This window comes from Streptomyces californicus, assembly GCF_000717645.1.
GTDB lineage: Bacteria > Actinomycetota > Actinomycetes > Streptomycetales > Streptomycetaceae > Streptomyces > Streptomyces californicus.
This window is the reverse complement of sequence record NZ_JNZZ01000016.1, coordinates 44,955-71,608: the sequence shown is the minus strand read 5'-3', so window position 1 is coordinate 71,608 and position 26,654 is coordinate 44,955. Positions and strand designations below refer to the sequence as shown.

Sequence of the window (26,654 nt, the reverse complement as noted above, 5' to 3'; positions counted from 1 at the left end):
AGTGCCACACCCGTACGCCCCGAGCCGTCGACCGGCTCGGGGCGTACGGGTTGAGGGCTCGGGCGCGGTCCGGCTCGTAGAGGGGCGCGTCGTCAGGCGGGATCCGGCGGGGCGGCCGAGCGGCGCGCCCCTTCCAGCACGGCCGCCAGCAGCCCCGGGAAGAGCGCCTCCAGATCGTCCTCGCGCAGCCGGCTCATCCGGGAGGTCCCGTCGTAGTGCTGGCGGATGACGCCCGCCTCGCGCAGCACCTTGAAGTGGTGCGTGCTGGTGGACTTGCTCACCGGCAGGTCGAACGCGATACAGGCCATGTCCTCGTGTCCGTTCGCCAACTCCCGCGCGATGCGCAGCCGTACCGGGTCGGCCAGCGCGTGCAGGACCGCCTCCAGACGGATCTCCTCCGGGCGCGGATGGGCGATCCGACGTCCGGACGCTGCGGCGCGCTCGGGGGTGGACAGCTCAGGGGTGGACATGGGGCCTCCTCGGGTCCGGCCTCCAAAGTACGAATATCGACGTAGTTTGACAACCGCCGTACTACGATGTTTATCGTTGTTTCCTCGGCGCCGCTCGCCTGCGGCGACCCCCCGACCCGAGGAGTTCCACCGGTGAGTGCCCTGTTCACCCCCCTGACCCTGCGGTCCCTGGAGATCCCCAACCGCGTGTGGATGTCTCCGATGTGCATGTACTCCGCTGCCCACGAGGGGCCGGAGGCAGGCGTTCCGACCGACTTCCACCTCACCCATCTCGCGGGCCGCGCCGCCGGCGGCGCGGGGCTCGTGATGGCGGAGGCGACCGGGGTGCGCCCGGACGGCCGGATCAGCCCGTGGGACCTGGGCCTGTGGAACGACCGCCAGCAGGAGGCGTTCACCCGCATCGCGGCGGCGATCGCCTCCCACGGATCGGTTCCGGCGATCCAGATCGCCCATGCCGGGCGGAAGGCGTCCACCGACCGGCCCTGGCTCGCCGACCGCTACGTGCCGGAGAGCGAGGGCGGCTGGACCGCCGTCGCCCCCAGCGCCGCCGCGTTCGACGGTCTGCCCGTGCCGCACGAGCTGACCGAGGACGAGATCCGGCAGCTGGTCCGCGACTTCGCCGCGACCGCCGAACGCGCCCTCGCCGCAGGCTTCCGGGTCGTCGAGATCCACGGGGCGCACGGCTACCTGATCAACTCCTTCCTCTCCCCGGCCGCCAACCACCGCACCGACTCCTACGGCGGCAGCTGGGAGAACCGGCTGCGCTTCCCGCTCCAGGTGGTGGACGCCGTCCGGGCGGTGTGGCCCGACGAACTGCCGGTCCTCTTCCGGACCTCGGCGACCGACTGGCTGACCGAGAACCCCGAGGACCCGCGCGAGGGGTGGACCGGCGACGACACCGTACGCCTGGCCGCGGAGCTGGCCGCCCACGGCGTCGACCTGCTGGACGTCTCCTCCGGCGGCCTCGTCCGTGACGCGGCGATCTCCGCGCACCCCGGCTACCAGGTGCCCTTCGCCGACCGGGTCCGCCGGACGACGGGCCTGCCCACCTCCGCCGTGGGCCTCATCCTGGACGCCGGACAGGCCGAGGAGATCGTCGCCTCGGGCCGGGCCGACGCGGTGATGATCGGCCGCGAGATGCTGCGCGACCCGCACTGGGCCCACCACGCCGCCGACGCCCTCGCCACCGGACCGCGCTGGCCCGAGCAGTACGGCTACGCGCTGGCCCGTCGCACCGCCAAGGCCTGAGCGGCCCGGCCCGCCCCGGCCGATCGGACCCCACCGCCGATCGCCGGGGCGGCCGGCAACCCGCCCGCGCCTTGCCGACCTCGATGGTCGGACCACCGCGCCCCGCACCATCGTCCCAGCGGTCCATGGCCCGGGAGAAGGGGAAACACCCCCCGATGGAAGGGGGAGACCGCCCCCGTACGCATTGGGGGGCCAGCACCAGTGATCCCGAACGTCCGCCCTTCTAGCGTCTGTCGGGTGACCTACGCACTTGACGCAGAGAAGATCATCCAGCGCCCGGCTGCCGTCCATCTCCCTCCGACCGCCCCGGCTCCGGCGAGAACCGCCGCCCGGACCGCTGCCGTCGGCCTCTCCCTCGCCCTGGCCGTGGGCATCACCGCGGCACCGTCCTTCGCCTCGACGCCGCTCGGTCAAGGGCCTCGCACCGCCGCGCCGGTGGCGGCGCCCGAGGGACTCGACCGCTACTACCACCAGCACCTCGCCTGGGGGACGTGCATGCGGACCCCGCAGGACACGGAGGGCAGAGACCTCGACCGGGCGGGCGTGCGGTGCGCGGACGTCACGGTCCCGCTGGACTACGAGGATCCCCGGGGCCGGACGATCACGGTCGCCGTCTCGCGCCTGAAGGCCACCGACACGCGTCACCGCATCGGCGCGATCCTTCTCAACAACGGCGGCCCCGGCGGCCCGGCCGTGGACTCCCCGCCGGTCATCCGCAAGGCGATGAAAGAGGTCGGCGCCCGGTACGACATCGTCGGATTCGACCCGCGCTTCGTCGGCCGCAGCACCCCGTTGGACTGCGGCTGGCCCGTCAGCGCCACCTGGTTCTCGGCCGGGGCGAGCCGCGCGGGCTTCGACAGACAGGTGGCCCTGAGCAAGAGCCTCGCCGCCAAGTGCCGTGCCGCCGGCGCATCGGTGCTCCCGCACATCTCCACCCGCAACACCGCCAGGGACATGGACGTCATCCGGGGCGCGCTGGGCGAACGGAAGATCTCCTACCTGGGCTACTCGTACGGCACCTACCTCGGCACGGTCTACACCCAGATGTTCCCCGGCCGCTACGACAGGATGGTCCTGGACGGAGCGGTGGGGCCGGACGCCTACAGCCCGCGCCTGCTGAAGGGCACGGTCCGGGAGAACGAACAGGCGCTCTCCGACTGGGCCGCCTGGGCGGCCGAGCGGCACACAACGTACGGCCTGGGCCGCTCCCGTACGGCGGTCCTCGCCACCATCGACCGCGTCATGGCCAAGGCGGCACGCGATCCGCTGACGCTCGGCACCGCACCGGACCTCCACCGGGTCGACGACACCCACATACCGATGCTGCTGTTCATGGGCATCGCCGACGACACCGGCGAGTCACGGGCGGTCCTGGCCGAGCAGACAGCGACCCTCGCCAAGGCTGCGGAGGGGCGACCCGCCCCGTTGTCACCGGAGTTCGCGGAGACGCTGCACTTCACGCTCACCGGCGCGCAGTCGTCCTACGGCAGCGCCCAGACGGCGATCATCTGCGGTGACGTCCCGGCCCCGCGCGATCCCGAGCTCTACTGGCGGGACATCCAGCGCAGTCGCGCCGCCCACCCCCTGTTCGGTCCCCTCGTGGAGAACATAGGACCCTGCGCCTTCTGGAACACCCCGCGCGAAGCGCCCACCCGCATCACCCACCGCGCCCCGGCCCTGCTCGTCGCCGCCACCGGCGACCCCCGCACCACCTACCGGAGCAGCACCACGCTCCGCGGCCAACTGCTGGGTTCCAAGCTCCTCACCCTGAAGAACGCCAACCGCCACGGCCTGTACGGGGAGTACGGGAACGCGTGCGTGGACTCCAAGGTCAACCGCTATCTGGCGAGCGGCCGCCTGCCGAAGGAGGACGAGACCTGCGTGAAGTGAGACGGTGGCGTGAAGTGAGACGGAGGCGTGAAGCGAGACGGAGTCGGAGCGGGCAGCGCAGGCTCCGGTCTCCCGCCGCCCGCCCGCTGAGCACGCGAGGCGGTCGGACGCCCTGAACCGTCGCCCCGGTCCGGCAGCCGCGTCCTCCCGGAGGACACGGCTGCCGGACCGGGGGAGGCCGGGGTCACGGGCCGACGGAGGCCCCGGCCTACGACGGGGCGGGTGAACTGCCCGTTCCGTCGGACAGGTCCACCACCTCGGGTTCCGGGGTGTCCTCGGCGAGCTGCTCGCGGAGGTACTTCCAGAACACCCCGATCAACGCCGCCAACGGCACCGCGAGCAGACTGCCCACCACACCGGCCAGGCTGCCGCCCAGCGTCACCGCGAGGAGGACGACCGCCGCGTGCAGTCCCAGACCACGGCTCTGGATCATCGGCTGGAAGACGTTGCCCTCCAGCTGCTGCACCACGACGATGATCACGAGTACGAGCAAGGCGTCCATCAGCCCGTTTGAGACGAGGGCGATCACCACCGCCACGAACCCGGCGAACAGCGCCCCGATGATCGGAACGAACGCCGACACGAAGGTCAGCACCGCCAGCGGAAGCACCAGCGGCACACCGAGGATCCACAGGCCGAGCCCGATGAAGACCGCGTCCAGCAGACCGACCGCCGCCTGCGACCGGACGAACGCGCCCAGGGTGTCCCAACTGCGGGCCGCCACCTCGGGGATGTCCACGGCGAGCCGGCCGGGCAGCTGACGGGTCAGCCACGGGAGGAAGCGGGGGCCGTCCTTGAGGAAGAAGAACATCAGGAAGACCGCGAGGACCGCGGTGACCAGACCGTTGACCACGGTGCTCACCCCGGTGACGGCGGTGGTGACCACACTGCCGACGCTGTCCTGGAGCTTGGCGGTCGCGGTGTCGAGAGCCCCGGTGATCTGGTCGTCGCCGATGTTCAGCGGTGGACCCGCCGCCCACTCGCGGAGCTTGTCGATCCCCGCGACCACTCGCTCGGCCAGTTCCCCGGACTGATCCGCCACCGGCACCGCGATCAGGGCCACGATGCCCGCCCCCACGAGCAGGGCGAACACCGTCACCGCCGACGCCGCGAGGGCGGGACGCCAGCCGTGCGTGCGCAGGAAGCGGGCGAGCGGCCAGGTCAGCGTGGTGAGGAACAGAGCGACTATCAGCGGCCACACGACCGACCACATCCGGCCCAGCACCCACAGCGCGACCCATGCCGCCACCAGGACCAGCAGCACCTCGGCGGAGGCCCGTGCCGATGTGCGGAGGGCAGCCGCGGTCTTTGTCGAACTCAATGGCGAAGACATGGCGTCACCCTATGGGGTCGGCAACCGTCTTCCGCTCACCCCTGCGGCTCGTTGACGCCGACGGTGTGCGGGAAGCGCTTGGGCGGGTGGCGGGGCCGTTCAGCGCAGCGCCGTCGGCAGCTCCTCCCGGTGGACGATCCCCAGCCGCTGGGTGGCCCGGGTGAGCGCCACGTACAGATCGCTCGTACCGAACCGGCCCGGCTCCACCACCAGCACATGGTCGAACTCGAGCCCCTTGGCCTGACGCGGATCGAGCAGCACCACCGTGCGCGTGAGATCGGGTTCCCCGCCGGCCGCGATCCCGGCCGTCGCGGCGGCGATCTCCTCGTGCAGGGGCCGCGGGGCGATCACCGCGAGCCGTCCCTCCCGGGGTGTCAGCTCCGCCACCGCATCGGCCACCGCACCCGCCAGATCCGCCCCGGACTCCCGCGTCCACGGCTTCTCGCCGGTCGACCGCACCGAGACCGGGGCGGCGAACGAGGGGTCGTTCTCCCGCATGACCCCGACGGCCAGCTCCATGATCTCCGCGGGCGTACGGTAGTTGACCTCCAGCGTGACGTGCTCGAAGCGGTCGCCCACGTACGGGGAGAGAATCTTCTCCCAGGACCCGACACCCGCCTCCTCGGACGTCTGGGCCGGGTCGCCCACCAGCGTCATCGAACGGGTCGGGGACCGCCGCATCAGCAGCCGCCACGCCATCGGTGACAGCTCCTGCGCCTCGTCCACGATGATGTGCCCGAACGCCCACGTGCGGTCGGCGGCGGCCCGCTCGGCGGCGGTGCGGTGATCGGCCTCCTCGTGCCGCTCAGCCATCCGCTCGGCGTCGATGATGTCGTGCGCGGCGAGCACCTCGGACTCCTCGTCCTCGAACTCGTAGCTCTCCGAACCGCGCGACAGCTCCAGCACGCCCTGCGCGTAGCCGACCCGCTCCTGCCGGGCGGCCTCGGCGGCGGCCCGCTCCGCGCTGTCGTCCACGCCGAGGAGTTCGGCCACCTCGTCGAGCAGCGGCACATCGGCCGGGGTCCACGTCTTTGTGCCCGGCGCGCGCCGGATCGCGTCGGCGTCCGCCTCCGGTACGCGGACCGGATCGGCCAGGTAGTCCGTGAGGAAGCCCTCGGGCGTCAGCGGCGGCCACAGTTCGTCGACGGCCGCGTGCACCTCCCGGCTGAGCGCCACGTCCCGACCGAGCTGGGCCACGTCGTCGGGGCCGAGGAAGTTGGGTCCTCCGTAGGGGTCCGCGCCGATGCGTTCGACGAGTTGTGCGGTGAGCGCGTCGATGACCCGGAAGACGAAGTGCGGCCGGGCGAGGTTGTGCGGCAGCCGCGTGTCACGTGCCGCCTGACGTGCCTCGTAGGCGATCTCCCAGTCCAGGATCAGGTCCCCGCCGTCCTCGTGCGGGATCACCGTGGGGGCCCCGGGCTCCGGCAGTGTCTGCCGGTCGCGCACGGCCAGCGCGAGGGCCTCGGCCATCGGCTCGCCGCCCTTCACGGCGGCGGCACGCGGGGAGTCCGTTCCGGTGGCGCGCACCCCCGGGTACAGCTCCGCCTGCGTCGCCAGGAGCACCCCCGTCTCACCGAGCGACGGCAGCACCTCCGCGATGTAGCGCAGGAACGCAGGGTTCGGGCCCACGATGAGGACGGCGCGCTTGGCCAGCAGCTCCCGGTGCTCGTACAGCAGGAAGGCGGCCCGGTGCAGAGCGACGGCCGTCTTTCCGGTCCCGGGCCCGCCCTCCACGACGAGGACGCCGCGGTGCGGGGCCCGGATGATGCCGTCCTGCTCGGCCTGGATGGTCCGCACGATGTCGCCCATGCGGCCGGTGCGCGCGGAGTTCAGTGCCGCGAGCAGCACGGCGTCGCCGTTCGGGTCCTCGAAACCGGTGCGGTCCTCGTCCCCGAGATCGAGGATCTCGTCGTGGAGTTCGGTGACCGTGCGGCCCTCGGTGGTGATGTGGCGACGTCGGCGCAGGCCCATCGGCGTATGCCCCGTGGCGAGATAGAAAGGACGGGCCACCGGAGCACGCCAGTCGATCAGAACGGGAGTGTGCCCGGTGTCGTCCTCCCGGATTCCGATACGTCCGATATGGTGCGCGATTCCGTCGCAGCGGTCGATACGGCCGAAACACAGGGACCCGTCCACCGCGTTGAGCGCTGCCAGCAGACCCGAGCGCTCCGCGACCAGGATGTCGCGCTCCAGCCGCGCCTGCTGGCCGGTGCCCACCGGCGTCAGCGCCCGCTCCACGCCCTCGGCGGCCACGCCGCGCAGGGCGTCGACCCGGGCGTGGAGCCGGTCGATGAATTCCTGCTCGTCCCGCAATTCGTGGCTTTCCCGGTTTGACAAAACGGCTCCCCGCCAGATATATTCGTATCCATAAGGCCCCCGAGCGGGGCCTTTCTGCGTGTGCGCAGAAGATTCCAATATACGCCCGGCAATCCCCGGACCGCAATGACGGCCCGGGGATTGTCCGTGCGCCGGGAGTGCGGGCCGGCGGCTGCGCCGGGAAAGGCCGGCCGGCCCGCTTTCCGGGAACCGGGAAACCGGAACGGGGCATCTCTCCGGGAAGCCGGGGCGGTTCATCACGACCTCCGGGAGGGGTACCGGCGACCCTTGCCCGGTCCGGCCCGGCCGGCACGTCGGTGGCTGAGCGGGGAGCCGGACGGTGTCGCCCGGGGTGCGTCTCGGCCGGCAATGGGCCCGTTTCCCGGCGGAGCCGCCCCCGTCGGCCGTAGCATGCGAGGGCTCCGGTCCGCCGGGGCGACAACAGAATGCGTGCGCGACTGGGGGAAGCCGGTGGAAATCCGGCGCTGACCTGCAACCGTGAGCGGCCCGGAGCCGCGAGTCGGACCACCCGGTGCGCCGCGTGTACCGCTTCCCCTGTCATGGTCTGCAGCGCGAAGCCCGTGGTCCCGGACCGCAGTGTGTGCGCCCCGAGTCGCGCGTACACCTCGCGGACGGCCGTCCCCGGTTCGAGCGGCGGGCCGCCCCGAACCCGGAAGGCACCCCGTGCACCTGCGATCCGTTCGCCGCACTCTCATCACCACGACCGCCCTCGGCCTCGCGCTCGCCTCCGCCCCCGCCGTCGCCCAGCCGCGCACAGCGGTCTCCACGAACGCCCCGGTCAAGGTGGTCCTGACCGTACAGGGCCCGGACGGCCGCCTCTTCAAGGGCCGGATCAAGACGAAGGGCCACGAGGTGACCACCGCCACCGGCGGCACGCACGCCTGCGACGGCACCAACGGCGGCGCCCACCCGAGCGCCGTACCGACCCCGACCGCGGCCCTCGACGACGCCGCCCGCAAGAGACACTTCACCTGGGACGGACGTGGTACGCCTCGTTCGACGACTACACGGTCGACACCATAAAGAACGTCGACGGCGGCGGCGTCGCCTACTGGAACATCTCCGTCAACGGCACGTCGATCCCGGTCGGCGGATGCCAGTTCAAGCTGAACGCGGGCGACAAGGTCGCCTTCACCTGGACCGCCTTCTAGAACCGTGTGCCGGGCCGCCCCGGACCCCACAGCCGGGGCGGCCCCGGAGGCTCGGCCGGCCCGTGCTCCGGCGATCACGCCTCCACGTCAGCGGACAGGGCCGTCAGGAGCCAGTCGTGCGCGGTCCCCGGTGTCGGCTCGGGGCGGCCGCCGGGAGCGCTGATCACCTGGGCCGTCAGCTCCCAGTACCGGTCGATGCGGGGATCGGCCGCCAGCCGTCCGGCCAGTACGCGGCGGAAGGCGGGTGTGTCCTCGGCGCCGTACGCACGCGCGTACGCGTCCACGAATCCGTCCAGCGCCTCCCCGGGGGCGGGCGCGGTCTCCCGGCGCAACTCCCCGCCCGCCAGGCCGTACGCCTCCGCGAGCCCCGCGTACAGCACCGCAGGGGCGCGGGCCCCGCCGACCGCGTGCGCCCGGGGCTGGGTGGCACCGCGCTCCCCTTCACCGCACGGCCGGGACACGAACGCGTGCAGTCGGGCGAAGGCGAGCACCTGCTCGGGCCCGGGGTCGTCGGGCGGGCGCACCACGGCCGCCTCCAGAAACGCGGCGACCGACCGGGCCGGCATGCGCGGCGGCAGCCACGCCCGCCAGAAGCGGGCGAGCGAGTCGGTGCTCGGCGGGGCGGCGACCGCACCGACCAGGCGGAGCCGGGCGGCCCGCTCGGCGGGCGGGCACTCCTGCACCAGCCGGAGCGCCGCCTCCCGCCAACGCAGCGCGGCCAGTTCGTACCCCAGAGCCCGCAACCGGCCCGCCACCGCGCCCTCCAGGGCCCCACCGGCGGCCGGACCGTCACCGGCACCGTCCAACTCGTCGAGGACACGGCGCACTTCGGGAAGCGGGAGATCGAGGCCGCGCAGCGAGCGGATCATGCCCAGCCGCTCGACGGCTTCGGGACCGTACCTGCGGTGCCCGCCCGCGCTGCGCGATGCCTCCGGCAGCAGCCCCCGGTCCGAGTAGAAGCGGACCGTCCTGACGCTGACACCGGCGCGTTCGGCCAGTTCGCCGATGGCGCACAGCCCGTCGTGCGACGACAACACTTGAACCTCCACCAAGGGGAGTTCCTACCGTACCGGCGGGCGCTGCCGGAGGACCGGGCCGGTGCGCCGACGAGAGCGTGACGAGGAGGGACCATGACCGTATTCATCCTGGTGGCAGGGGCGTTCACCGGACCGCACGTGTGGCGGGACACCGCGGCCCGGCTGGCCGCGGGCGGGGCCGAGGCGCGAGCGGTGGCGCTCACCGGTCTCGGCGGCGGCCCCGGAGCGTCCGACGGGCCCGTCGACCTGGAGACGCACATCGCGGACGTTCTCGCGGTGATCGACGCGGTGGCGGCCGAGTCGGGCCGGGAGATCGTGCTCGTCGGCCACGACTACGGAATCCACCCGGTGTACGGAGCCGCGGACCGGCGGGCGGGGGTGGTCACCCGGATCATCCACCTGGACGCCGGAATGGTGCGGGACGGCGTTCCCGCGCTGGCCGCCGTGCCCGACCCGCTCCTGCGCGAAGAGGTCGCGAACCTGGCCACCGCGCGCGGTGAGCGGGGGAGCGGCGGGGAGCTGCCGCCCCCGGCCGGGGACGCGTGGTCCCGCTGGGGGAGCACCGCGGGCCTGAGCGCGGCGGCGCTCGACGGGCTGACCGCCCTCGCGGCGCCGCAGCCGCTGGGCACCCTGCTCCAGCCGCTGCGGCTCACCGGCGCGGTGGCCGCCGTACCCGTGACCGGGGTGCTCTGCACCGGCAACGGACCGGGCGTCGAGATGCTCCAGATGATGGCCGACGTCGGCGACCCCGCACTGCGGGCGCTTGCCGATGCCGGGGTGGCCCTCCTCGAACTGGCCACGGGCCACTGGCCGATGCTGTCCTGCCCCGCCGTACTGGCGGACGTGCTGGCCGAGGCGGCGTCCGGCGAAGGACAGCGGCTGACCACGCCCGACGCCGCCCACCCGCCCGCCCATCTGCGGCCGTTCCTCCTCGACGTAGCCGAACGGCCCCGCGAGCGGACAGGGAACACCGACCTGTATCTGCCGGACGGCCCGGGGCCGCACCCCGCCGTGGTCTTCGTGCACGGCGGACCCGTACCGGCCGGGGCGAGGCCCACCCCGCGGGACTGGCCGACCCTGACGGGGTACGCGCGCCTCGTGGCGGGACACGGTGCGGCGGGCGTGACCCTCGACCACCGCCTGCACGCGGTGACCGACTACGGGCGGGCCGCCGCCGACGTGGCCGAGGCGGTGGAACGGGTGCGGGCGGACCCCCGGGTGGACGCGGACCGGATCGCCCTGTGGTTCTTCTCGGGCGGCGGCCCGATCATGGCGGACTGGCTGGCGGAGCCTCCGCGGTGGCTGCGGTGCGTGGCCGCCAACTATCCGATCCTCGCGCCGCTGCCGAGCTGGGGACTGGCGGGGTCGCGCTTCCACCCGGTCCGTACGGTGTCCGAGGCCGGGGATCTGCCCGTCGTGCTGGTCCGGGCGGGGCGCGAGAGCGCCGAGATCGCCGCGACCGTCGAGGAGTTCGTGGCGGAGGCCGCCCGGTGTGCGGCGAACGTCGAGATCGTCGACGTGCCGGAAGGGCGCCACGGTTTCGAGACGCTCGACCCGACCGACGCGGTGCGCGCGGCGGTGCTGCGAGCGGTCGACGCGGTCCTGGACCGGTTGCGCGGGCCGGACGCGGTGTCATGACGAGCGGGGCCGGCCGCGGGTGCTCCCCGGCCGGCCCCGCCCGAACCGGTCGTGCGGCTCCCGGACGGTCGCGGTGCGGCTACTCGATGACCAGCTCGACGTCGATGTTGCCGCGCGTGGCCTTGGAGTACGGGCAGTAGGCGTGGGTGGCCTCGACCAGCTTCCGTCCCGTCTCGCCCGCGAGGGAGTCCGGCAGCTCCACCCGCATGACGACCGCGAGCCCGAAGCCGCCGCCGTCCTTGCCGATGGAGACCTCGGCGGTCACGGAGGCGTCCTTGGTGTCGATCCTCATCTCGCGCCCGACCGACGCCATCGCGCTGGCGAAGCAGGCCGCGTACCCGGCCGCGAAGAGCTGTTCGGGGTTGGTGCCCTTGCCGCTGCCGCCGAGCGCCGGGGGCATGGCCAGGGGGAGATCGAGCTGACCGTCCGAGCTCACGGCACGGCCCTCGCGGCCGTTGGCGGTGGCGGCGGCGGTGTACAACGCGTCCATGGGTGACCCTCCTACGGAGCCTCGACCGGGGTGGTCGCGGCCACTGCCATAAAGATTGCACACAACTAAGTTGTGTACAACTTGATTGGGTGGGCGGCGGTACGCTGGTGGCATGACCACGACTCCGGGTGACCGGCCCGACCTGCCCACCGTCCCCGACGCGGAGCTGCTGCGACTGGACCATCAGGTCTGCTTCTCGCTGCATGCCGCGTCACGGGCGTTCGGCGGCTTCTACCGGCAGGCCCTCAAGGATCTCGGACTCACCTACTCGCAGTACCTCGTCATGCTGGTCCTGTGGGAGCACGGCCCTCAGCCCGTCAAGGCCATCGGGGAACGGCTGTATCTGGACTCCGGCACCCTCTCGCCCCTGCTGAAGCGCCTGGAGGCGGCCGGTCTGGTCCGGCGCGAGCGCAGCCGCGAGGACGAACGCTCCGTCCTGATCGAGCCGACCGGCGAGGGCGCCGACCTGCGCGACAGGGCGCTGGCCGTTCCACGGAGCGTACTGGCCGCCACCGGCCTGTCGGTCGAGGAGGTCCTCGGGCTGCAGGACGTCCTGCGCCGCCTCACCACAGCCCTGGGAGAGACCGCCGACGCCGCCTGAGCGGTGGCGGCCCCAAGCGGTTCCGGCCGCGCACCAGGGCGGTTCGGGCACCCGGTCAGGCCGCGCGCCGGGGCAGGGCGCGCCGGGCCCGCCGCCCGTGTGCCGGGCCGCCGCGGACCGAGTCCACCGGCTCCGGGCGACGGGTCCGAGCCGCCCTGGAAACGGATGGTCAGCGCTCGTCGCGCGCCAGGGCCTCGGCGATGCGGTCCGCGACGGCCCGTCGCAGCTCGGGGTCCAACCGCTCCGGCGTCAGCGACTCGTACAACCACAAGCCGTCCGCCGCGAGCCGGACGATGAACCGGTCCAGCGCCTCCCGCTCGCCCTCCGCCCCGGCGGCGGACGGCGCCCACCGTTCGGTCACGGCGTCCCAGACCGCCGCGTGCGCGGGGTTCGTCGACCCTTCGAGCATCAGCAGCAGTTCGGCGCGCGTGGAGCTCTGGACGGAGACCCGGGTGTAGGCGGCGAGCCGTTCGCCCGGGGTGGCCTCGGCGGCGGATTTGCCGGCCGCCGCCACGAGATCGGCCTCCCACCGGTCGGCCAGGTGCTGGTGGATCGCCTGGACGAGGTCCTCCCGGGAGGCGAAGTGGTAGAGGAGCCCGCCCTTCGTCACCCCGGCCTCCGCCGCGACGGAGTCGAAGGTGACGCTCTTGACGCCCTCCCGCTGCACGACCCGGGTGGCGGCGTCGAGGATCTGGGTCCGCTTGCTGGTTCGCATGGTCGCTCCCGTGCCGTCGTGTCAGTGGTGTGCGGGGCCGGACAGTGCTGATCCGGGGCCGTGGCGGCGCAGCAGCAGGCCGGTCACCAGAGTGCCCACGGCGAGCGCGGCCGCGACCACGGTCATCACGGCGAAGTAGGCGCCGTCGAACGCCTCGGACGCCGCGGTGATCAGCGCCGTGTCGGCCCCGGCCCCCTCGCCGGCCAGTGCGAGCGCGCTGTCGAGACTGTCCCGCGCCCGCTCCGGCACCCCGGCCGGAAGGTCGACGGTCGCGGAGTAGACGGCGGTCAGCAGGCTGCCGAGCAGCGCGACCGCGATCAGGCCGCCGAACTCGTACGAGACCTCCTCCACGGACGAGGCCATACCGGCCCTGCGGGCGGGGACGTTGCCCATGATCGCGCTGGAGGCCACGGACATGGCCGCGCCGAGACCGGCACCGGTGACGATCAGCCCGGTGACCAGGAGCGGCATGCTGGTGGCGAAGTTCAGCAGGACCAGCACGGTGCCGCCCGCCCCCAGGGCGAGGCCCCCGGTGATGAGCGGAAGCAGTCCGACCCGGTGCAGGACGGCGCCCCCGAGCATCGCCGTGGGGAACGCCCCGAGGGCGACGGCCGCCACGAGGAACCCGGCGCGCAGCGGCGTGAACCCCTCCACCAACTGAAAGCGCTGAGTGGTGACGAGCTGGACGCCGGAGATGGCGAACAGGGCGAACCCGGCGGCCAGCACCCCCGAGAGGAACGCCCGGTTGTGGAAGATCGCGAATTCCAGCAAGGGGTGAGGCAGCTGACGTTGACGCCTGGCGAAGGCCCATCCTCCGACCGTCGCCGCGAGGACGGCGGCGGCGATGACGGCCAAAGCGGGGCCGGTCTTCGCCGTCTCCTTGATCGCCATGACGAGGCCGACCAGGGCGACGAGCGCCAGGAGGGACGAGACGAGGTCCCAGTGCTTGGAGGGGTCCGGGTCGTTCGGGGGAGCGAGGGCCAGGGTGGCGACGAGTGCGATGACGACGACCGGCACATTGATGATGAAGACCGATCCCCACCAGAAGTGCTGGAGCAGGATGCCGCTGATGATGGGCCCCAGCGCACTGCCCACGACCGCCATGGTGCCCCAGACCGCGATGGCCACGTTGCGCTCGCGCTCGTCCTCGAAGGTGACCCGGATCAGCGCCAGCGTGGCGGGCATCATCGCGGCCGCTCCGACCGCGAGGAAGGCACGTGACCCGATCAGGGCCTCCTGGGTCGGGGAGAAGGCCGCGACGAGGGAGGCCGCGCCGAAGACCACGAGCCCGATCAGGAACATGCGCCGGTGCCCGACCCGGTCTCCGAGCGTGCCGCTGCCGAGCAGCAGGCCGGCCATGACGACCGGGTAGGCGTTGATGATCCAGAGCCCCTCGGAGCTGGTCGCCCCGAGATCCTCCACCAGCGTCGGCAGCGCCGCGTACAGGATGGAGTTGTCCAGGGTGATCAGCAGAAGGCCCGCGCTCACCACCGCCAGGAGCAGCCAGCGCCGAGACGTGCCTGTGGTCATCATCCTGAACCTCGCTGCGAGAGCCGCTGTCGATCACCGTAACTGTACCTTATGGAAGGTACAGTTACGGACTGTCGGTAGGGTGACCTGTCGCCCGAACTCGATGACAGGAAAATTTGTCAGAAATAGCTGCGACAGCTATGTTTGTCGCATGAGCGATGCGAGGACGATTCCGACTCCCGAACCGAGCGACGACGACTTCTGGACCACGGTCCTGACGCCGGTGGACCCGGCCTGGCGCGACCCCGGCACCGGCGACACGTTCGACATGGACGAGCAGGTGCTCGACGCGGCACGATCTCTTGCCGAACGGATCTCGACACGCGCCCACGCCTACCGCGCCGCGGGCAAGCCGTTCGACACCGCGCTCATGGCCGCTCCCGATGTGCAGTTGGCGCTCCTGCGGTCGCTGCACGAGGCCAAGCTGTCCGTCGAGCGTCTGGCCGAGAGCGCGGCCACCGTCGCCGGGCGAGGCGGCGCCAGCTATGCCCAGCTCGGTGTGGCCTGGGGCGGCATCAAGCGTCAGTCCGCCCGTCTCAAGTGGCCCCACGCGGTGCCCAAGAAGTCCGCCAGCGAATCCATCCCGCTGCATTACGCGGGGGGTGACGCCGTGATCCACCACGACCCGGGCGCCGACGCCTGGTGGTACACCGCCACCGGCGCGGACCAGAGGGAGGACGAGTCGGAGGCCGTGTACGCCACCTCGGCCGAGGCCATCGCACGGGCGACCGAGTTCTTGCTGACGCACACCCGGCCCGCGGCTCCCGGCGCCGTCTGAGCGCGACGCCCGGGAAGGACGCCGCGGAAGACCGCTCACGGATGCCGCCGACCGGTACTACCGTGGCCGCCGTGGATCTCTTCTCGCGGACATGGGCAGCGCTGCGCACGGCGGCCGCCGGCCTCCGGGCCGAGGACTTCGAGCGGCCCTCGGGCTGTGCGGGCTGGCTCGTACGGGACCTGGTGTGCCATCTGGTCATCGACGCCCAGGACGTCCTGATCACGCTGGCCACGCCCGCCGAGGGGGAGCCGACCCGTGACGCGCTGACCTACTGGACCGTCTCCGGCACCCCGCCCACCGGTGACGACCCGCTCGACGCGCTGACCGTGCGGCTGGCCGCCGCCTACGGGGATCCGGCGCTGCTCATGTTCCACCTCGACGACGTGGGCTCCGCCGCCGGCCGCGCCGCCCGGCTCGCCGATCCCGGCCTCCGGGTCTCCACCCGCGGCGAGGTCCTCACCGTCGGCGACTATCTCGCCGCGTACGTCCTGGAGTGGACGCTGCACCACCTCGACCTGACCGCTCACCTGCCCGGCGTGGCGGGCCCGCCTCCGGAAGGGCTCGCCCGCTCGCGCGAGATGGTCGAGCGGATCGCCGGCGCCGCCCTCCCCGGCGGCTTCTCCGATGCCGGGGCCGCGTCGCCCGTCGTGTTCCCCGCCGCGTTCTCCGACGAGGACGTGCTGCTGGTCGGCACCGGGAGGCGCGACCCGACCGAGGCCGAGACGCGCGCCCTCGGCGAGCTGGCCCCGGCGCTCCCGTTCCACCTCGGCTAGGAGTACGTCGCCGCGATCGCGGTACGGGGCCGTGCCACCCCGGTCAGGCCGGCTCCGGGCCGCGGCCGAGATCCCATGCCTCGATGGTGCGGTAGCGGATCGGGCCCGGCCCCCGCCCGACATTGCTGCCGACCAGATACAGCCGCCCGGCCACCCAGGCCCGGCCGGCGAACCCCGCGAGGCCCGCCGCGGCCTCCACCGTGGCGGCCTGATCGCCCCGGCGGGAGCGGGCCAGGGTCAGATGGGGGCGGAACACTCGCTCCGGGAAGTGGACACCGCACTCCCGGACGACGGCGCGCACCTCGGCGGCGAGGCTGTGCAACTCCTCCAGGTCCCCCGTGATCCCGCTCCACAGCACGCGCTCGTCGAAGTGGCCGCCCCCGTGCAACGCCAGCCGCAGCGGTGCTCGCCGCGCCGCGAGTCCGGTGAGCGGAGGCGTCAGGGGCGGGACGGCGGTGACCGGCAGTTCGCCGAGGAACGCGAGGGTGATGTGCCAGTCCTCGATCCGGTTCCAGCGCATCCGGGGGTAGGCGGCGTAGGCCGGACCCAACGCCCGGGCCAGCTCGTCCTTCGCGTCGTCGGGCGGGGCGAGCGCGAGGAACACGCGGGTCGTCGCGGCCCGGACCGGCTCGGTCGCGAAGGAGCCTGACACGGGTTCGAGCGATTCGTTCACCTGCCGTACCGTACGTGTCCGCCGGGCCGGGGCCACAACGCGGGTCCGACGCCGAATCCGGCCACGGCCGCACACGCGCGGGCCCGGGAGCGGCCGGGATCCGCGCGGGCGCCGCACGACGGAGCCGCGTTCCGGTGTCCGGTATCCGGTGGAAAAGTCGTTGGAGCGATGTCGGGCGTGCTGGTTAGGGTCCCCCTATGAGCACTCGTACCTTCCGCGTCATCGTCCGCGGTGTTTTCGACGGACTCGACGCCGACCAGCGTGCCGAGCTCCTGGCCCGCGCCGAGGAGCACGACGTCCTGCGGGCCGCCTTCACCCCCGAGGGGAACCTCACCTACGACCTGGCCGCGCGGCCGGCCTTCGCCTTCCGCTTCCTCGACGCGGGGGAGGCGGAGGAGGACATCCTCGCGGCGACCGAACGGGCCGAGGAGGCGGCGAAGGCGTGGCTGGCCGAACGCGGTTACGGCCACAAGAACCTCAGGAGCACCGCCGAAGACCTCTCCCAGGCCCCGCTGGGCAAACGCCAACGCCGGGAAGCGGCCCGCAAGAACGCCTGACCGCACGGGCCGCGGTGAGCTGACCGCCCGCCCTGCCGACCGTCAGAGGGTGCGAGGTGAATGGGGTACGAGGGAAGCGCGCGGGAAGACCGGCCCTCCTCCCCTGTCGGACGAGGCCGGTGCCGCCGGTGCCGGTTCGCCTGGCCGGGGGCGGTCCTGCTCGATCCCCGGGGCCGTGGGTGGGTGAGCTTCGGGAGTCAGTCCGACATGACTTTCTTGAAGCACACATACGCAAGCGCAGCACAGGCCAGCCCCGGCCAGTTGTGGGAGAAATAGATCAGAGTGAACGCGGCTGCCGCGAACACGAGGGAGAACACGAGGAACGTGCACCCTATTCGTACCTCTGCCTGTTCCTTCTCGGTCTTGGCGCGCTTCTCCTCCGCTTTCTTCCTGCGGGCCGCCTCCTCTTCCTTCCATGCTGCGCGCTGGCGTTTCATGAACTCCGCGCGGAATATCAATTCCTCCGGGTCCACCGTTCCGGATGCTCCGTCGGACCTCACCTCGCCGTGAAATGAACCGGCCTGGAAGACGGGCCCGTGGAAGGTTCCACCAGAGATCTTGTTCTCAACGCCGTGTCGATCTTCATGCGGTTCGCGAGGTGTGGTCACACGACGGAAGGTACGACAACTGGTGTCGAGGTGTCACTCTCCTGAATGGCGGCTGCTGACGGTTGGAGAGGCACTTGTGCATTCCATGCGTGTGGTCGCGATCGAGAGGCGTCAGTCATGTGCGTATGCGCGAAGGTGAGGATGCGACGCCCCGGAGCCGGCGCCGCGATCAGAGGGGGGAGCCCGCCGTTTTGCTCCTGTCGCATACAGTCACGCCCATGACGCAAGAGGGCGGTGAGCTGGACAGCCTGGTACGCAGACGCATCCGGGCCCTGCGCGTGGCCCAGGGGTGGTCGCTGGAGGAGCTGGCCGGGCGTGCCGCGATCAGCCAGTCCACGCTGAGCCGGATCGAGAACGGCCGTCGTCGGCTGGCTCTGGACCAGCTCGTCACGCTGGCCCGTGCCCTCGACACGACCCTCGACCAGCTGGTTGAGACCGCCGCCGACGACATCGTCTCCCACCCGGTGACCGACGGGACCCATGACCGGCTGCGGTGGCCCATCAAAGCCGAACCGGGCATGACCGTCATCCGGCAGCGGCTGACCGAGCCGCCGCCCGACAACCCGTCGCGGCTGCGCGCCCATCCGGGCCGGGAATGGCTCGTCGTCCTCTCCGGCACCGCGATCCTGCTCCTGGGCAACCGGCGCCTGCGGATCGAGACGAACCAGGCCGCGGAGTTCCCCACGATGCTCCCGCACGCGATCGGCGCCGAGGGCGGGCCGTGCGAGCTCCTGGGCATCTTCGACCGGGATGCCCGCCGCGGCCACCAGCGCGGTGACGGCGGTGAGGACGCGGAGAGCGCACCCCGGACGGGCCCGCCCTCGTAGACGCCTTCGCCGTCCCGCCCGCGCGGGCCCGTCCTCCACCGAGGCGGGAGTCCGCGATTCAGGGACGCGGTGCCTTCGTGCCGTGCACCGCGGTGTACTCGGCCGCGAGCCAGGGCCCCAGCCGGTCGAGGAACATGCCGAGCACCGCCGGGTCCGCCGTGGGAGTGCGGCCGGCAGCAGCGGCGATCCGCATCTGCTCCGCACACTCGGGGTAGTAGCGCCCGAACACCTCGGCCGATTCGCCCAGATCGCTCGTCCAACCTTCCCAACGCGGCATGACCAGCGTGAATCCGGTGCGCACGAGACGGCGGCCGACCGTCCGGGAGAGCGTCTCGCGTTCGGCGTCCGTAGCGGCTCCGGCGGCCCGGGAGCGCCAGCGGGGCAGGGCGAGCGCCAGGTCGCCGTTGGTCTCCCGGGCCAGCAGCGACGTGGGGCGGTAGCGGGGGAGCCGTTCCGCGAGATCGGGTCCCAGCAGCGGCGTGCACAGGCAGGCGATGAAGAAACCGCCGTCGTACCGTTCCGCCTCGCTCATCAGCGTCGCCACGCCGTGGAGCAGGATGCCGACACCGTCGATCCGTTCATGGGAACGGTCGAGGACCCTCTCGATCGTGCGGGCGTCGGTCCGGTCCGCCTCCGCGGGCTCCGCGTGGAGGGCGAGCAGCAGGTCGAGGTCGGAGAGGCCGGGGACGGCGGTGCCGCGAGGGATGCTGCCGTACATGTAGGCACTGTGCAGCCGCGTCGCGTCGAACCGGGCGCCGATCTCCGCGCGGGCCGCGTCGACGACCGGGGCGAACGACTCGGGCACTCGGTCCGGTGCGCCTTCCCGTGCGATCGTTCCGTCCGGGTTCAGCCCGCGTGCGTTCACGTTCATGCGGACACTGTTCCCGCGGTACGGACCGGTGTTCAACCGTGTTTCACCGGTGTCGCGTCGCCGGTCGGCGCCCCGCCGGCCACCACGGACGGCGAGGCGCCCGCGCGGGCCCGTGCCGAGGCGGCCCGCGCGGGAGTCAGCGGATCACGCGGGGTCCACCCGGAAGACGCTGCCCGCGATGTTGAGTACGTACAGCTCGCCGTCGCCGCCCTCCGCGAACGAGATGACCTCGCCGCCGTTGACGCCGAGGTCGCCCTCCTCGGTCACCCGGCCGTCCTCGATCCGGAGCGTGCGCAGCGTGCCGTCGCAGTAGTCGCTGAACACGTAGCTGCCCCGCAACTCCGGCAGGGCGTCGCCCCGGTAGACGAATCCGCCCGTCACCGAGCAGCCGAGGCCCGTGCGGTCGTACTCGTGGACCGGCGGGACGTGGTCGGCCGGTTCCGTGCCGCCCCGGAAGGGATGGGTGCCCTCCATGGAGGACCAGCCGTAGTTCTCGCCGCCCGCGCTGTCCGCCGGCGCCCAGTCGATCTCCTCCCAGTCGCTCTGGCCGACGTCACCGATCAGCAGGTCGCCGGTGCCCGCGTCGAAGGAGAACCGCCACGGATTGCGCAGCCCGTACGCCCAGATCTCGCCCTTCGCGTTCGCGTCGTCCACGAACGGGTTGTCCGCCGGGATCGCGTACGGCTCGCCGCCGACCGGGTCGATCCGCAGCAGCTTGCCGAGCAAGGTGTCGAGGTTCTGCCCGTTGCCGTGCGGGTCGCCGCCCGAGCCGCCGTCACCGAGGGCGATGTACAGGTAGCCGTCCGGGCCGAAGGCGATGTCCCCGCCGTTGTGGTTGGCGTACGGCTGCTCCTGGGTGAGGACGGTCCGCCGGGTGTCCGGCTGCAACCGTCCGCCCTCCACCGCGAACTCGTCGATGGTGGTGGTGCCTTGGAGATCGGTGAACGAGACGTAGAAGTGCGCGAACGTCGGGTCGAACGCGATGCCGAGCAGCCCGCGTTCGCCGTCGGTGGTGGTCTCGTCGGAGATGTCGAGCACCGGTGTGCCGAGCCCCGATCCGTCCAGGACGCGCACGGTTCCCGCGCGTTCGGCGATCCACAGGGTGTCGCCGGGACCCGCCGCCCCGGCGGTCGGCGACGTGGCCTTCGCCACCTGGGTCAGGGCGGCGGCCGCCCGCGGTCCGGTGGCGGATTCGTCGGCCGATGCCGACGTCAGAGCGAGAGAAGTGACGAGACAGAGCGTTGCGATGATCGCCGAGCTTCTGGTGCGAACGTTCACCGTGGCCTCCTGGAGGCGGCGCATGGGGGGAGTCACCCTGCTGCCCGAACGGGGTTCGGTGGGGTGTGCGGGCCGGCAGGCAACCAGGGTGGGGGGAAGGTGTGTCACCGGCTACGGGTGAGGATAGGGGGACGGAAGCCACTTGGCCCAGACCAGCGTCACGGCATCTTCGGCCCGCGGTCCGTTCCCGTCCGTCCGCAAGCCGGAAGTCGGCCAACCTCGACGCCGAACCGACCCGTAGCGCCTGATCGCTGGTTCTCACCCTGGCGGTGGGAGCGCTCCACTCACCATCAATTCCCTTACCTATCAAGCTCATTGGGTTGCAGTGCTTGACAGCCCTCGGATGTCGCGCCACTTTGGGAGCGCTCCCACGCAACGTTTTCCCCCACCGAGCACCTACCTCCTGAGCGTCACGGACCCCCGATTCGTCCGTCGACACCTCGACGGGCGCACGAGAGGAGCACGGAGCCGCAATGACCAGCAGAGGCACCACCCGACCCGCACCGCGCGGCAGGACCGCCGCCGCACTGTCCGCCCTGATCATGGGCGCATCGCTCGCCGTGGCCGTTCCCGGACAGGCGTCGGCCGCCGCCCGCGTGGACAACCCCTACGCGGGGGCCACCCCCTACGTGAACCCCGACTGGTCCGCGAAGGCCGCCGCCGAGCCCGGTGGCGCGGCCGTCGCGAACGAGCCCTCGTTCGTCTGGATGGACCGCATCGCCGCGATCGGCGGCACACCCGGCGCACGCGGCCTGCGCGCGCACCTCGACACGGCCGTGAGCCAGGGAGCCGACCTCTTCCAGGTCGTCGTCTACAACCTGCCAGGGCGGGACTGCGCCGCACTGGCCTCCAACGGCGAACTCGGCCCCACCGAACTGGGCCGCTACAAGAGCGACTACATCGACCCCATCGCCGACATCCTCGCCGACCCCGCCTACGCGAGCCTGCGCATCGTCACCCTCATCGAACCGGACTCACTGCCCAACCTCGTCACCAACGCCGGAGGCACGGCCGGCTCGACGCCCGAGTGCGCCACGATGAAGGCCAACGGCAACTACGAGAAGGGCGTCGGGTACGCCCTGCACACCCTCGGTGCCATACCCAACGTCTACAACTACGTGGACGCCGCCCACCACGGCTGGCTCGGCTGGGACTCCAACTTCGTCCCGGCCGCCGCACAGTTCAAGAAGGCGGCGACGACGGAGGGCGCCACCGTCTCGGACGTCCACGGCTTCATCGTGAACACGGCCAACTACTCGGCCCTGAGGGAACCGCACTTCAAGGTGACCGACTCCGTCAACGGGACCACGGTGCGCCAGTCCCGCTGGGTGGACTGGAACTACTACGTGGACGAGCTGTCCTTCGCCCAGGCCCTGCGCACCGAACTCGTTCGCCAGGGCTTCGCCGCCGACCTCGGGATGCTCGTCGACACCGCCCGCAACGGCTGGGGCGGCGCCTCGCGCCCCACCGGGCCCGGCCTCCTGACCAGCGCCGACGCCTACGTGGACGGCGGGCGGACCGACCGGCGCATCCACGCCGGCAACTGGTGCAACCAGAGCGGAGCGGGCATCGGGGAGCGCCCCACGACCGCGCCCGAGCCGGGAATCGACGCCTACGTCTGGGCCAAGCCCCCGGGCGAGTCGGACGGCAGCAGCCGGCCCGTCGACAACGACGAGGGCAAGGGCTTCGACCGGATGTGCGACCCGACGTACACCGGGAACGGGCGCAACGGCTACAACCTCACCGGCGCCCTGCCCGACTCCCCGGTGGCCGGGCACTGGTTCTCCGCGCAGTTCCGGGAGCTGCTCCGCAACGCCAACCCGCCCCTCGGCGGCGGGAACGCGGGCTGACCCGCGCGCCGCGACGCGTACGGGCCGCGGCCGACGGGAGCACCCGCCGGCCGCGGCACACGTACGGGGTTCAGCGCACGTCGACGCGGTCGCCGGAGCTGATCGTGCCCAGCCGGGACGAGGTGGCCTTGAACTCGGCCTTCCACGTGCCGTCCTTCTTGGCGGTGAAGCCCTTGGAGAAGACGCCGCGGCTGTTGGTGCGCACGGTGGCCTGCTTGCTCCACTTGCTGGAGCCGTCGGCCTTGAACAGGATGGCCACGGACTGGCCCGAGGTGTTCTTCCAGGTGCCGTCCAGGGTGCGCAGGGTGCCCTTGACGGTGATGGTGCGGCCCTTGCGGACCGGCTCCGGGGACGCGTTGAAGCCCGACACCGAGGTGCGCAGCTTGACGTCCACGTAGTCCGAGGAGCTGACGGCCGCCGCCCGGTCCGCGGTGCCCGCGTAACGAGCGCGCCAGGTGCCGTCCTTGACGGCGGTGACCGACGCGGTCGCCACGCCCTTCGCGTCGGTGGTGACCGTGGCGGCCCGGCTCCAGGTCTTGGCGCCCTTCGCCTGGAACTCGACCACCAGGGCCGTCTTGGCCTGCGGACGCCAGGTGTTGTCCGTGGCGCCGACGGTCTGGAGCGTTCCGACCACCTTCAGCTTGCCGCCCTTGGCGACCGGTTCGGGGGAGGCGTTGAAGGAGATGATCCGGGACGGGACGGCGGACACCGTGAGCGTCGCGGCCGAGGTGGCCGTCTCGCCGGAGGCGTTGACGAAGACGGCGCGGTAGCGGGAGGCGTTCAGCGACGCGGCCGCCTTCACCGACAGCGTGGTGGAGGTGGCGCCGGAGACGGTGTTCCAGGTCGCGCCCTTGTCGGTGCTCCGCTCCCAGCGGACCGAGTCGGCGCCGTCCGCGGCGGCGGTGAAGACGGCGGTCGCACCCGAACGCGCGGTACGCGACACGGGCTGCCGGGTCACGGTGGCGGCGGGCACCTTCGTACCGAACGAGAGCGGCTGGGCCACGTCCTGGGCACGGGACGGCATCCACGTGGGGTCGGAACCGTCGTGCGAGTTGAAGCTCGTGAGGAAGCAGGCGGTCGTGCGGCAGTCGACGGCGTCGCCCCCGGAGGGGGTGAACGTCTCGGTGAGCTTGGCCGTGACGGTGAAGGTGCCGTCCGCGCCGACCTGGCGGATGTACACCGGGTTGCCGAAGACGCTCGGGTACGTGGTGCCGGGCATCGCTATGGACTGGGCCAGGTACACCCCGCGCCCCGGCTGGTAGCCCTTCCCGCTGACCGTGACCTCGTTCTCCGCGCCCAGTCCGGTCGCCTGGCTGACCGTCAGGGTCGGGACGCTGACGCGGCCGCCGACGGTGAGCGGGTCCAGCGCCGTGCCGGCCGGGTACATGGGCCGCCCCTGGAACGAGAAGATCGACGAACCCTTCTCGGTGAGCGCGGCCGTGATGCCCGACCAGTCGAGGACGTCGCCGTCGAGGGCGCCGGCCGACGCGGTGAGGTCCGCCAGCGGCACGGCCGTCGTGGTGACCGGGGCCTCACCGGCGACCAGATCGGTCGTCACGTCCATGTGGAGCGCGCCCCGGCCGTCCTTGAGGACCACCCGAGGGTTGGCGAGGGTGATGCCGGTGATGTCGTGGGCGGGCACCGCGTAGGTGACCGATCCGCCGAACCGTACGTCGGCGGAGCGCCCGGCGGCGTCGACCGTGCCGTGCTTGACGGGATAGGTCACCTTGCCGGCGGTGTCCGCGCTCGCGCCGCCGCCCGTGGTCACCGTGCCGCCGAAGCGGGTGACGTACTGGGTCCAGGTGTCCTTGAAGCCCCAGGAGGACGCGCCGCTCACCAGGATCGGGGAGGCCGCGCGGGCGGTGCCCGACGTCTCGGCCCGAGCCGATGCGTGGACGCCCGTGGCGGCGGAGGCGGGGACGGCGAGGACGCCGGCGCCCACGGAGACGACGGTCAGGGCGGCGAGTGCGGCCAGGCGGCCGCGACGGGGCATGGACATGCGCTGCATGTCTCCTTCGGGGGAGGGGTACGGCGCTCGTCAGGACGGAGCCGCGCCCGGGGGTGAACGAAAGAAAGGGGGGATACCGGCTTCCTGGAATGTGGGGGACCCGAAGTCGACAACCGCATATTAGGTGAGGCTTACCTAAATGTCACCACGGGGGTCTTCCGCCCGATCCGCATCGACGGCGTTCAATCGGGCGGCCTGCCGCGTCAAATGGTCGCGCTCGGCGAGCGTCGGCGCCCTGTGGGCGGCCTCCGCGTACAGCCGGGCCGCCGTCGCGCGATCGCCGTCGCGCTCGTGGAGATACGCCGAAACCGCCGCGTGCCGGGGCAACTCCTCGCTCAGCGAAGCGAGTTCGTTGAGGCCGGCCCTGGGGCCGTCCGCCTCGCCCACCGCCACCGCCCGGTTGAGGCGGACGACCGGGCTGTCCGTCAGCCCCGCCAGCTCGTCGTACCACTCGACGATCTGCGCCCAGTCGGTCTCCTCCGCCGAAGGGGCGTCGCAGTGGAGCGCGGCGATCGCCGCCTGTGCCTGGAACTCGCCCAACCGGTCCCGGGCGAGGGCCGCCTGCAGGATCCCGACGCCCTCGGCGATCATTCCGGTCTCCCACCGGCCCCGGTCCTGTTCGGCGAGCGGCACCAGGCTCCCGTCCGCGGCGGTCCGCGACGCGCGCCGGGCATGGTGGAGCAGCATCAGCGCGAGCAGCCCCGCCACCTCCGGATGGTCGATCGCCGCCGCCAGCTGACGGGTGAGCCGGATCGCCTCCGCGGAGAGGTCGACGTCCCCCGAATAGCCCTCGTTGAAGACGAGGTAGAGCACCCGCAGCACGGTCGCGACATCCCCGGGCCGGTCCAACCGCACAGCCGAGACCGTGCGCTTCGCCCGGCTGATGCGCTGCGCCACCGTCGCCTCGGGCACCAGGTAGGCCCGGGCGATCTGGCGTGTGGTGAGCCCCCCGACGGCCCGGAGGGTGAGCGCGACGGCGGACGAGGGCGTCAGCGACGGATGGGCGCACAGGAAGTACAGCTGGAGGGTGTCGTCGACCGACGGCGCTGGGCCGGGGGCGGGCTCCGTCTCCGCCCGGTCCTCGCGCCGCCGCCGGGCCGTCTCCGCCCGGGCCGCGTCCACGAACCGCCGCCACGCCACGGTGATCAGCCAGCCCTTCGGGTCGCGCGGCGGGTCGTCGGGCCAGACGCGGACCGCCTCGACCAGGGCGTCCTGCACGGCGTCCTCGGCCGCCGCGAAATCGGCTCCGCGGCGGACGAGGACCCCGATCACCCCCGGTGTGAGACTCCGCAACAGGAGTGCGTCCACCGGGGCGTCACTCCGTGACGGCGGGCGGCGCGGTCAGGAACGGCCGCACCTCCAGCCACTCGTGGATCGGCTTCCCGCCCGCCCCCGGAGCGGCCGACAGCTCCCCGGCCAGCTCGACCGCCCGGTCGTACCCGTCCACGTCGATGATCATCCAGCCGGCGATGAGGTCCTTGGTCTCGGGGAACGGCCCGTCGGTGACCGGCGGCCGGCCCTCGCCGTCGTACCGGACCCATGCGCCCTCCGGGGCCAGGGCCTGGCCGTCGACGAACTCCCCGGACTTCTCCAGCCGGTCCGCGAAGTCCTGCATGTACCGCATGTGGGCCGAGATTTCCTCGGGCGTCCACCGGTCCATGGGAACGTCGTTGACCGGGGCGGGGGCGCCGCGGTAGTGCTTGAGCAGCAGGTACTTGGCCATGGTGTCACTCCTCGGTGCGGGCGGCCCATTCTGGCCGCTTCCACCCCGGGGACGGAGCCGGACACGGGATCTCGACATCGGCGCGCGAGAATTCCCGGATTTCTTTCCGGCCGGCCGCCACCGCCCCGTCACCCCCGCGCGAGCCCCACCGCCGCCCCGCCCGCACCCCACCGGACCCGTACGCCTGGCGACCCCCGAGGCCACCGCACAGACTGGCCGCAGACGCGCGGACCGGCCGCGGACGGGCCCGGCACGGACACGCGGCAGC

The 26,654-nt window shown here is 72.5% G+C and carries 23 protein-coding genes, 1 pseudogene and 1 riboswitch; of the genes and pseudogenes, 10 read left to right on the top strand and 14 right to left on the bottom strand.

Annotated elements, in window-relative coordinates; all coding sequences use genetic code 11:
• Positions 1-92: 92 nt before the first annotated feature.
• Positions 93-470 (bottom strand): ArsR/SmtB family transcription factor, encoded by a 378-nt coding sequence (locus IF19_RS0120750; protein WP_199807297.1) that lies wholly within the window; start codon positions 468-470, stop codon positions 93-95.
• Between the two features lie 132 nt (positions 471-602).
• Between IF19_RS0120750 and IF19_RS0120745 the strand changes: the two genes are divergently transcribed.
• Together IF19_RS0120745 and IF19_RS0120740 are read left to right on the top strand one after the other, a co-directional pair.
• Positions 603-1,718, top strand: a complete 1,116-nt coding sequence (locus IF19_RS0120745) for an NADH:flavin oxidoreductase/NADH oxidase (protein ID WP_030117007.1) — start codon at positions 603-605, stop codon at positions 1,716-1,718.
• Positions 1,719-1,955: 237 nt separating this feature from the next.
• The gene (locus tag IF19_RS0120740; protein WP_172674283.1) at positions 1,956-3,608 is read left to right on the top strand and encodes an alpha/beta fold hydrolase; all 1,653 of its coding nucleotides are present in this window, start codon (positions 1,956-1,958) and stop codon (positions 3,606-3,608) included.
• Positions 3,609-3,816: 208 nt separating this feature from the next.
• Here the strand turns inward: IF19_RS0120740 and IF19_RS0120735 are convergent, their stop codons facing one another.
• Together IF19_RS0120735 and IF19_RS0120730 are read right to left on the bottom strand one after the other, a co-directional pair.
• On the bottom strand, positions 3,817-4,941 hold the full coding sequence (locus IF19_RS0120735) for an AI-2E family transporter (protein WP_030117010.1): 1,125 nt from the start codon (positions 4,939-4,941) through the stop codon (positions 3,817-3,819).
• Between the two features lie 99 nt (positions 4,942-5,040).
• Positions 5,041-7,254, bottom strand: a complete 2,214-nt coding sequence (locus IF19_RS0120730; RefSeq protein ID WP_030117011.1) for a HelD family protein — start codon at positions 7,252-7,254, stop codon at positions 5,041-5,043.
• Between the two features lie 464 nt (positions 7,255-7,718).
• A riboswitch (cobalamin riboswitch) is annotated at positions 7,719-7,788 on the top strand.
• A gap of 153 nt (positions 7,789-7,941) precedes the next feature.
• Here IF19_RS0120730 and IF19_RS01000000134880 point away from each other — a divergent pair.
• A pseudogene (locus tag IF19_RS01000000134880) lies at positions 7,942-8,429 on the top strand (DUF4430 domain-containing protein).
• A gap of 74 nt (positions 8,430-8,503) precedes the next feature.
• On the opposite strand, the gene IF19_RS0120720 reads toward IF19_RS01000000134880, so the two are convergent.
• The gene (locus IF19_RS0120720) at positions 8,504-9,466 is read right to left on the bottom strand and encodes a MerR family transcriptional regulator (protein ID WP_030276680.1); all 963 of its coding nucleotides are present in this window, start codon (positions 9,464-9,466) and stop codon (positions 8,504-8,506) included.
• Between the two features lie 93 nt (positions 9,467-9,559).
• Between IF19_RS0120720 and IF19_RS0120715 the strand changes: the two genes are divergently transcribed.
• On the top strand, positions 9,560-11,104 hold the full coding sequence (locus IF19_RS0120715) for an alpha/beta hydrolase (protein WP_030276679.1): 1,545 nt from the start codon (positions 9,560-9,562) through the stop codon (positions 11,102-11,104).
• 79 nt (positions 11,105-11,183) lie between these two features.
• On the opposite strand, the gene IF19_RS0120710 is transcribed toward IF19_RS0120715, so the two are convergent.
• Positions 11,184-11,594: an organic hydroperoxide resistance protein gene (locus IF19_RS0120710; protein WP_030117016.1), complete on the bottom strand. Its 411-nt coding sequence runs from the start codon at positions 11,592-11,594 to the stop codon at positions 11,184-11,186.
• Positions 11,595-11,706: 112 nt separating this feature from the next.
• On the opposite strand from IF19_RS0120710, the gene IF19_RS0120705 reads away from it, so the two are divergent.
• Entirely contained in the window at positions 11,707-12,195 is a 489-nt protein-coding gene (locus IF19_RS0120705; RefSeq protein ID WP_030117017.1) for a MarR family winged helix-turn-helix transcriptional regulator, read from the top strand.
• Positions 12,196-12,364: 169 nt separating this feature from the next.
• On the opposite strand, the gene IF19_RS0120700 is transcribed toward IF19_RS0120705, so the two are convergent.
• Positions 12,365-12,910, bottom strand: coding sequence for a TetR/AcrR family transcriptional regulator (locus IF19_RS0120700; protein ID WP_030117018.1), 546 nt, complete (start codon positions 12,908-12,910; stop codon positions 12,365-12,367).
• A 21-nt stretch (positions 12,911-12,931) separates the two neighbouring features.
• Positions 12,932-14,440, bottom strand: coding sequence for an MFS transporter (locus IF19_RS0120695; RefSeq protein WP_030117019.1), 1,509 nt, complete (start codon positions 14,438-14,440; stop codon positions 12,932-12,934).
• 151 nt (positions 14,441-14,591) lie between these two features.
• On the opposite strand from IF19_RS0120695, the gene IF19_RS0120690 reads away from it, so the two are divergent.
• Both IF19_RS0120690 and IF19_RS0120685 read left to right on the top strand, forming a co-directional pair.
• Positions 14,592-15,218, top strand: coding sequence for a hypothetical protein (locus IF19_RS0120690; protein ID WP_030117020.1), 627 nt, complete (start codon positions 14,592-14,594; stop codon positions 15,216-15,218).
• Between the two features lie 71 nt (positions 15,219-15,289).
• Positions 15,290-15,991, top strand: a complete 702-nt coding sequence (locus tag IF19_RS0120685) for a maleylpyruvate isomerase N-terminal domain-containing protein (protein WP_030117021.1) — start codon at positions 15,290-15,292, stop codon at positions 15,989-15,991.
• Positions 15,992-16,034: 43 nt separating this feature from the next.
• Here IF19_RS0120685 and thpR read toward each other — a convergent pair whose 3' ends face one another.
• Entirely contained in the window at positions 16,035-16,664 is a 630-nt protein-coding gene (thpR, locus tag IF19_RS0120680) for an RNA 2',3'-cyclic phosphodiesterase (protein ID WP_030117022.1), read from the bottom strand.
• A 197-nt stretch (positions 16,665-16,861) separates the two neighbouring features.
• Here thpR and IF19_RS0120675 point away from each other — a divergent pair, with 197 nt between their 5' ends.
• A complete protein-coding gene (locus IF19_RS0120675) occupies positions 16,862-17,221 on the top strand; it encodes a DUF6204 family protein (protein WP_030117023.1) in 360 nt (119 codons plus the stop codon).
• A 197-nt stretch (positions 17,222-17,418) separates the two neighbouring features.
• Here IF19_RS0120675 and IF19_RS0120670 read toward each other — a convergent pair whose 3' ends face one another.
• Positions 17,419-17,829: a hypothetical protein gene (locus IF19_RS0120670; protein WP_128647672.1), complete on the bottom strand. Its 411-nt coding sequence runs from the start codon at positions 17,827-17,829 to the stop codon at positions 17,419-17,421.
• 218 nt (positions 17,830-18,047) lie between these two features.
• Here IF19_RS0120670 and IF19_RS0120665 point away from each other — a divergent pair, with 218 nt between their 5' ends.
• Positions 18,048-18,656, top strand: coding sequence for a helix-turn-helix domain-containing protein (locus IF19_RS0120665; RefSeq protein ID WP_030117025.1), 609 nt, complete (start codon positions 18,048-18,050; stop codon positions 18,654-18,656).
• Positions 18,657-18,714: 58 nt separating this feature from the next.
• On the opposite strand, the gene IF19_RS0120660 is transcribed toward IF19_RS0120665, so the two are convergent.
• Both IF19_RS0120660 and IF19_RS0120655 read right to left on the bottom strand, forming a co-directional pair.
• Positions 18,715-19,527 carry a nucleotidyltransferase gene (locus tag IF19_RS0120660; protein WP_234313208.1) on the bottom strand — a complete coding sequence of 271 codons (813 nt, stop codon included), beginning with the start codon at positions 19,525-19,527 and terminating at the stop codon, positions 18,715-18,717.
• Between the two features lie 144 nt (positions 19,528-19,671).
• Positions 19,672-20,805, bottom strand: a complete 1,134-nt coding sequence (locus tag IF19_RS0120655) for a PQQ-dependent sugar dehydrogenase (RefSeq protein ID WP_030276678.1) — start codon at positions 20,803-20,805, stop codon at positions 19,672-19,674.
• Positions 20,806-21,278: 473 nt separating this feature from the next.
• Between IF19_RS0120655 and IF19_RS0120650 the strand changes: the two genes are divergently transcribed.
• Positions 21,279-22,655, top strand: coding sequence for a glycoside hydrolase family 6 protein (locus IF19_RS0120650; protein WP_030117029.1), 1,377 nt, complete (start codon positions 21,279-21,281; stop codon positions 22,653-22,655).
• 70 nt (positions 22,656-22,725) lie between these two features.
• Here the strand turns inward: IF19_RS0120650 and IF19_RS0120645 are convergent, their stop codons facing one another.
• The 3 genes from IF19_RS0120645 to IF19_RS0120635 all read right to left on the bottom strand — a co-directional run bounded on the left by IF19_RS0120645 (position 22,726) and on the right by IF19_RS0120635 (position 26,386).
• The gene (locus IF19_RS0120645) at positions 22,726-24,654 is read right to left on the bottom strand and encodes an HtaA domain-containing protein (RefSeq protein ID WP_030117030.1); all 1,929 of its coding nucleotides are present in this window, start codon (positions 24,652-24,654) and stop codon (positions 22,726-22,728) included.
• Between the two features lie 144 nt (positions 24,655-24,798).
• Positions 24,799-25,971, bottom strand: coding sequence for an RNA polymerase sigma factor (locus IF19_RS0120640; RefSeq protein WP_050493847.1), 1,173 nt, complete (start codon positions 25,969-25,971; stop codon positions 24,799-24,801).
• Positions 25,972-25,978: 7 nt separating this feature from the next.
• A complete protein-coding gene (locus IF19_RS0120635) occupies positions 25,979-26,386 on the bottom strand; it encodes a YciI family protein (RefSeq protein ID WP_030276676.1) in 408 nt (135 codons plus the stop codon).
• Positions 26,387-26,654 lie beyond the last annotated feature (268 nt).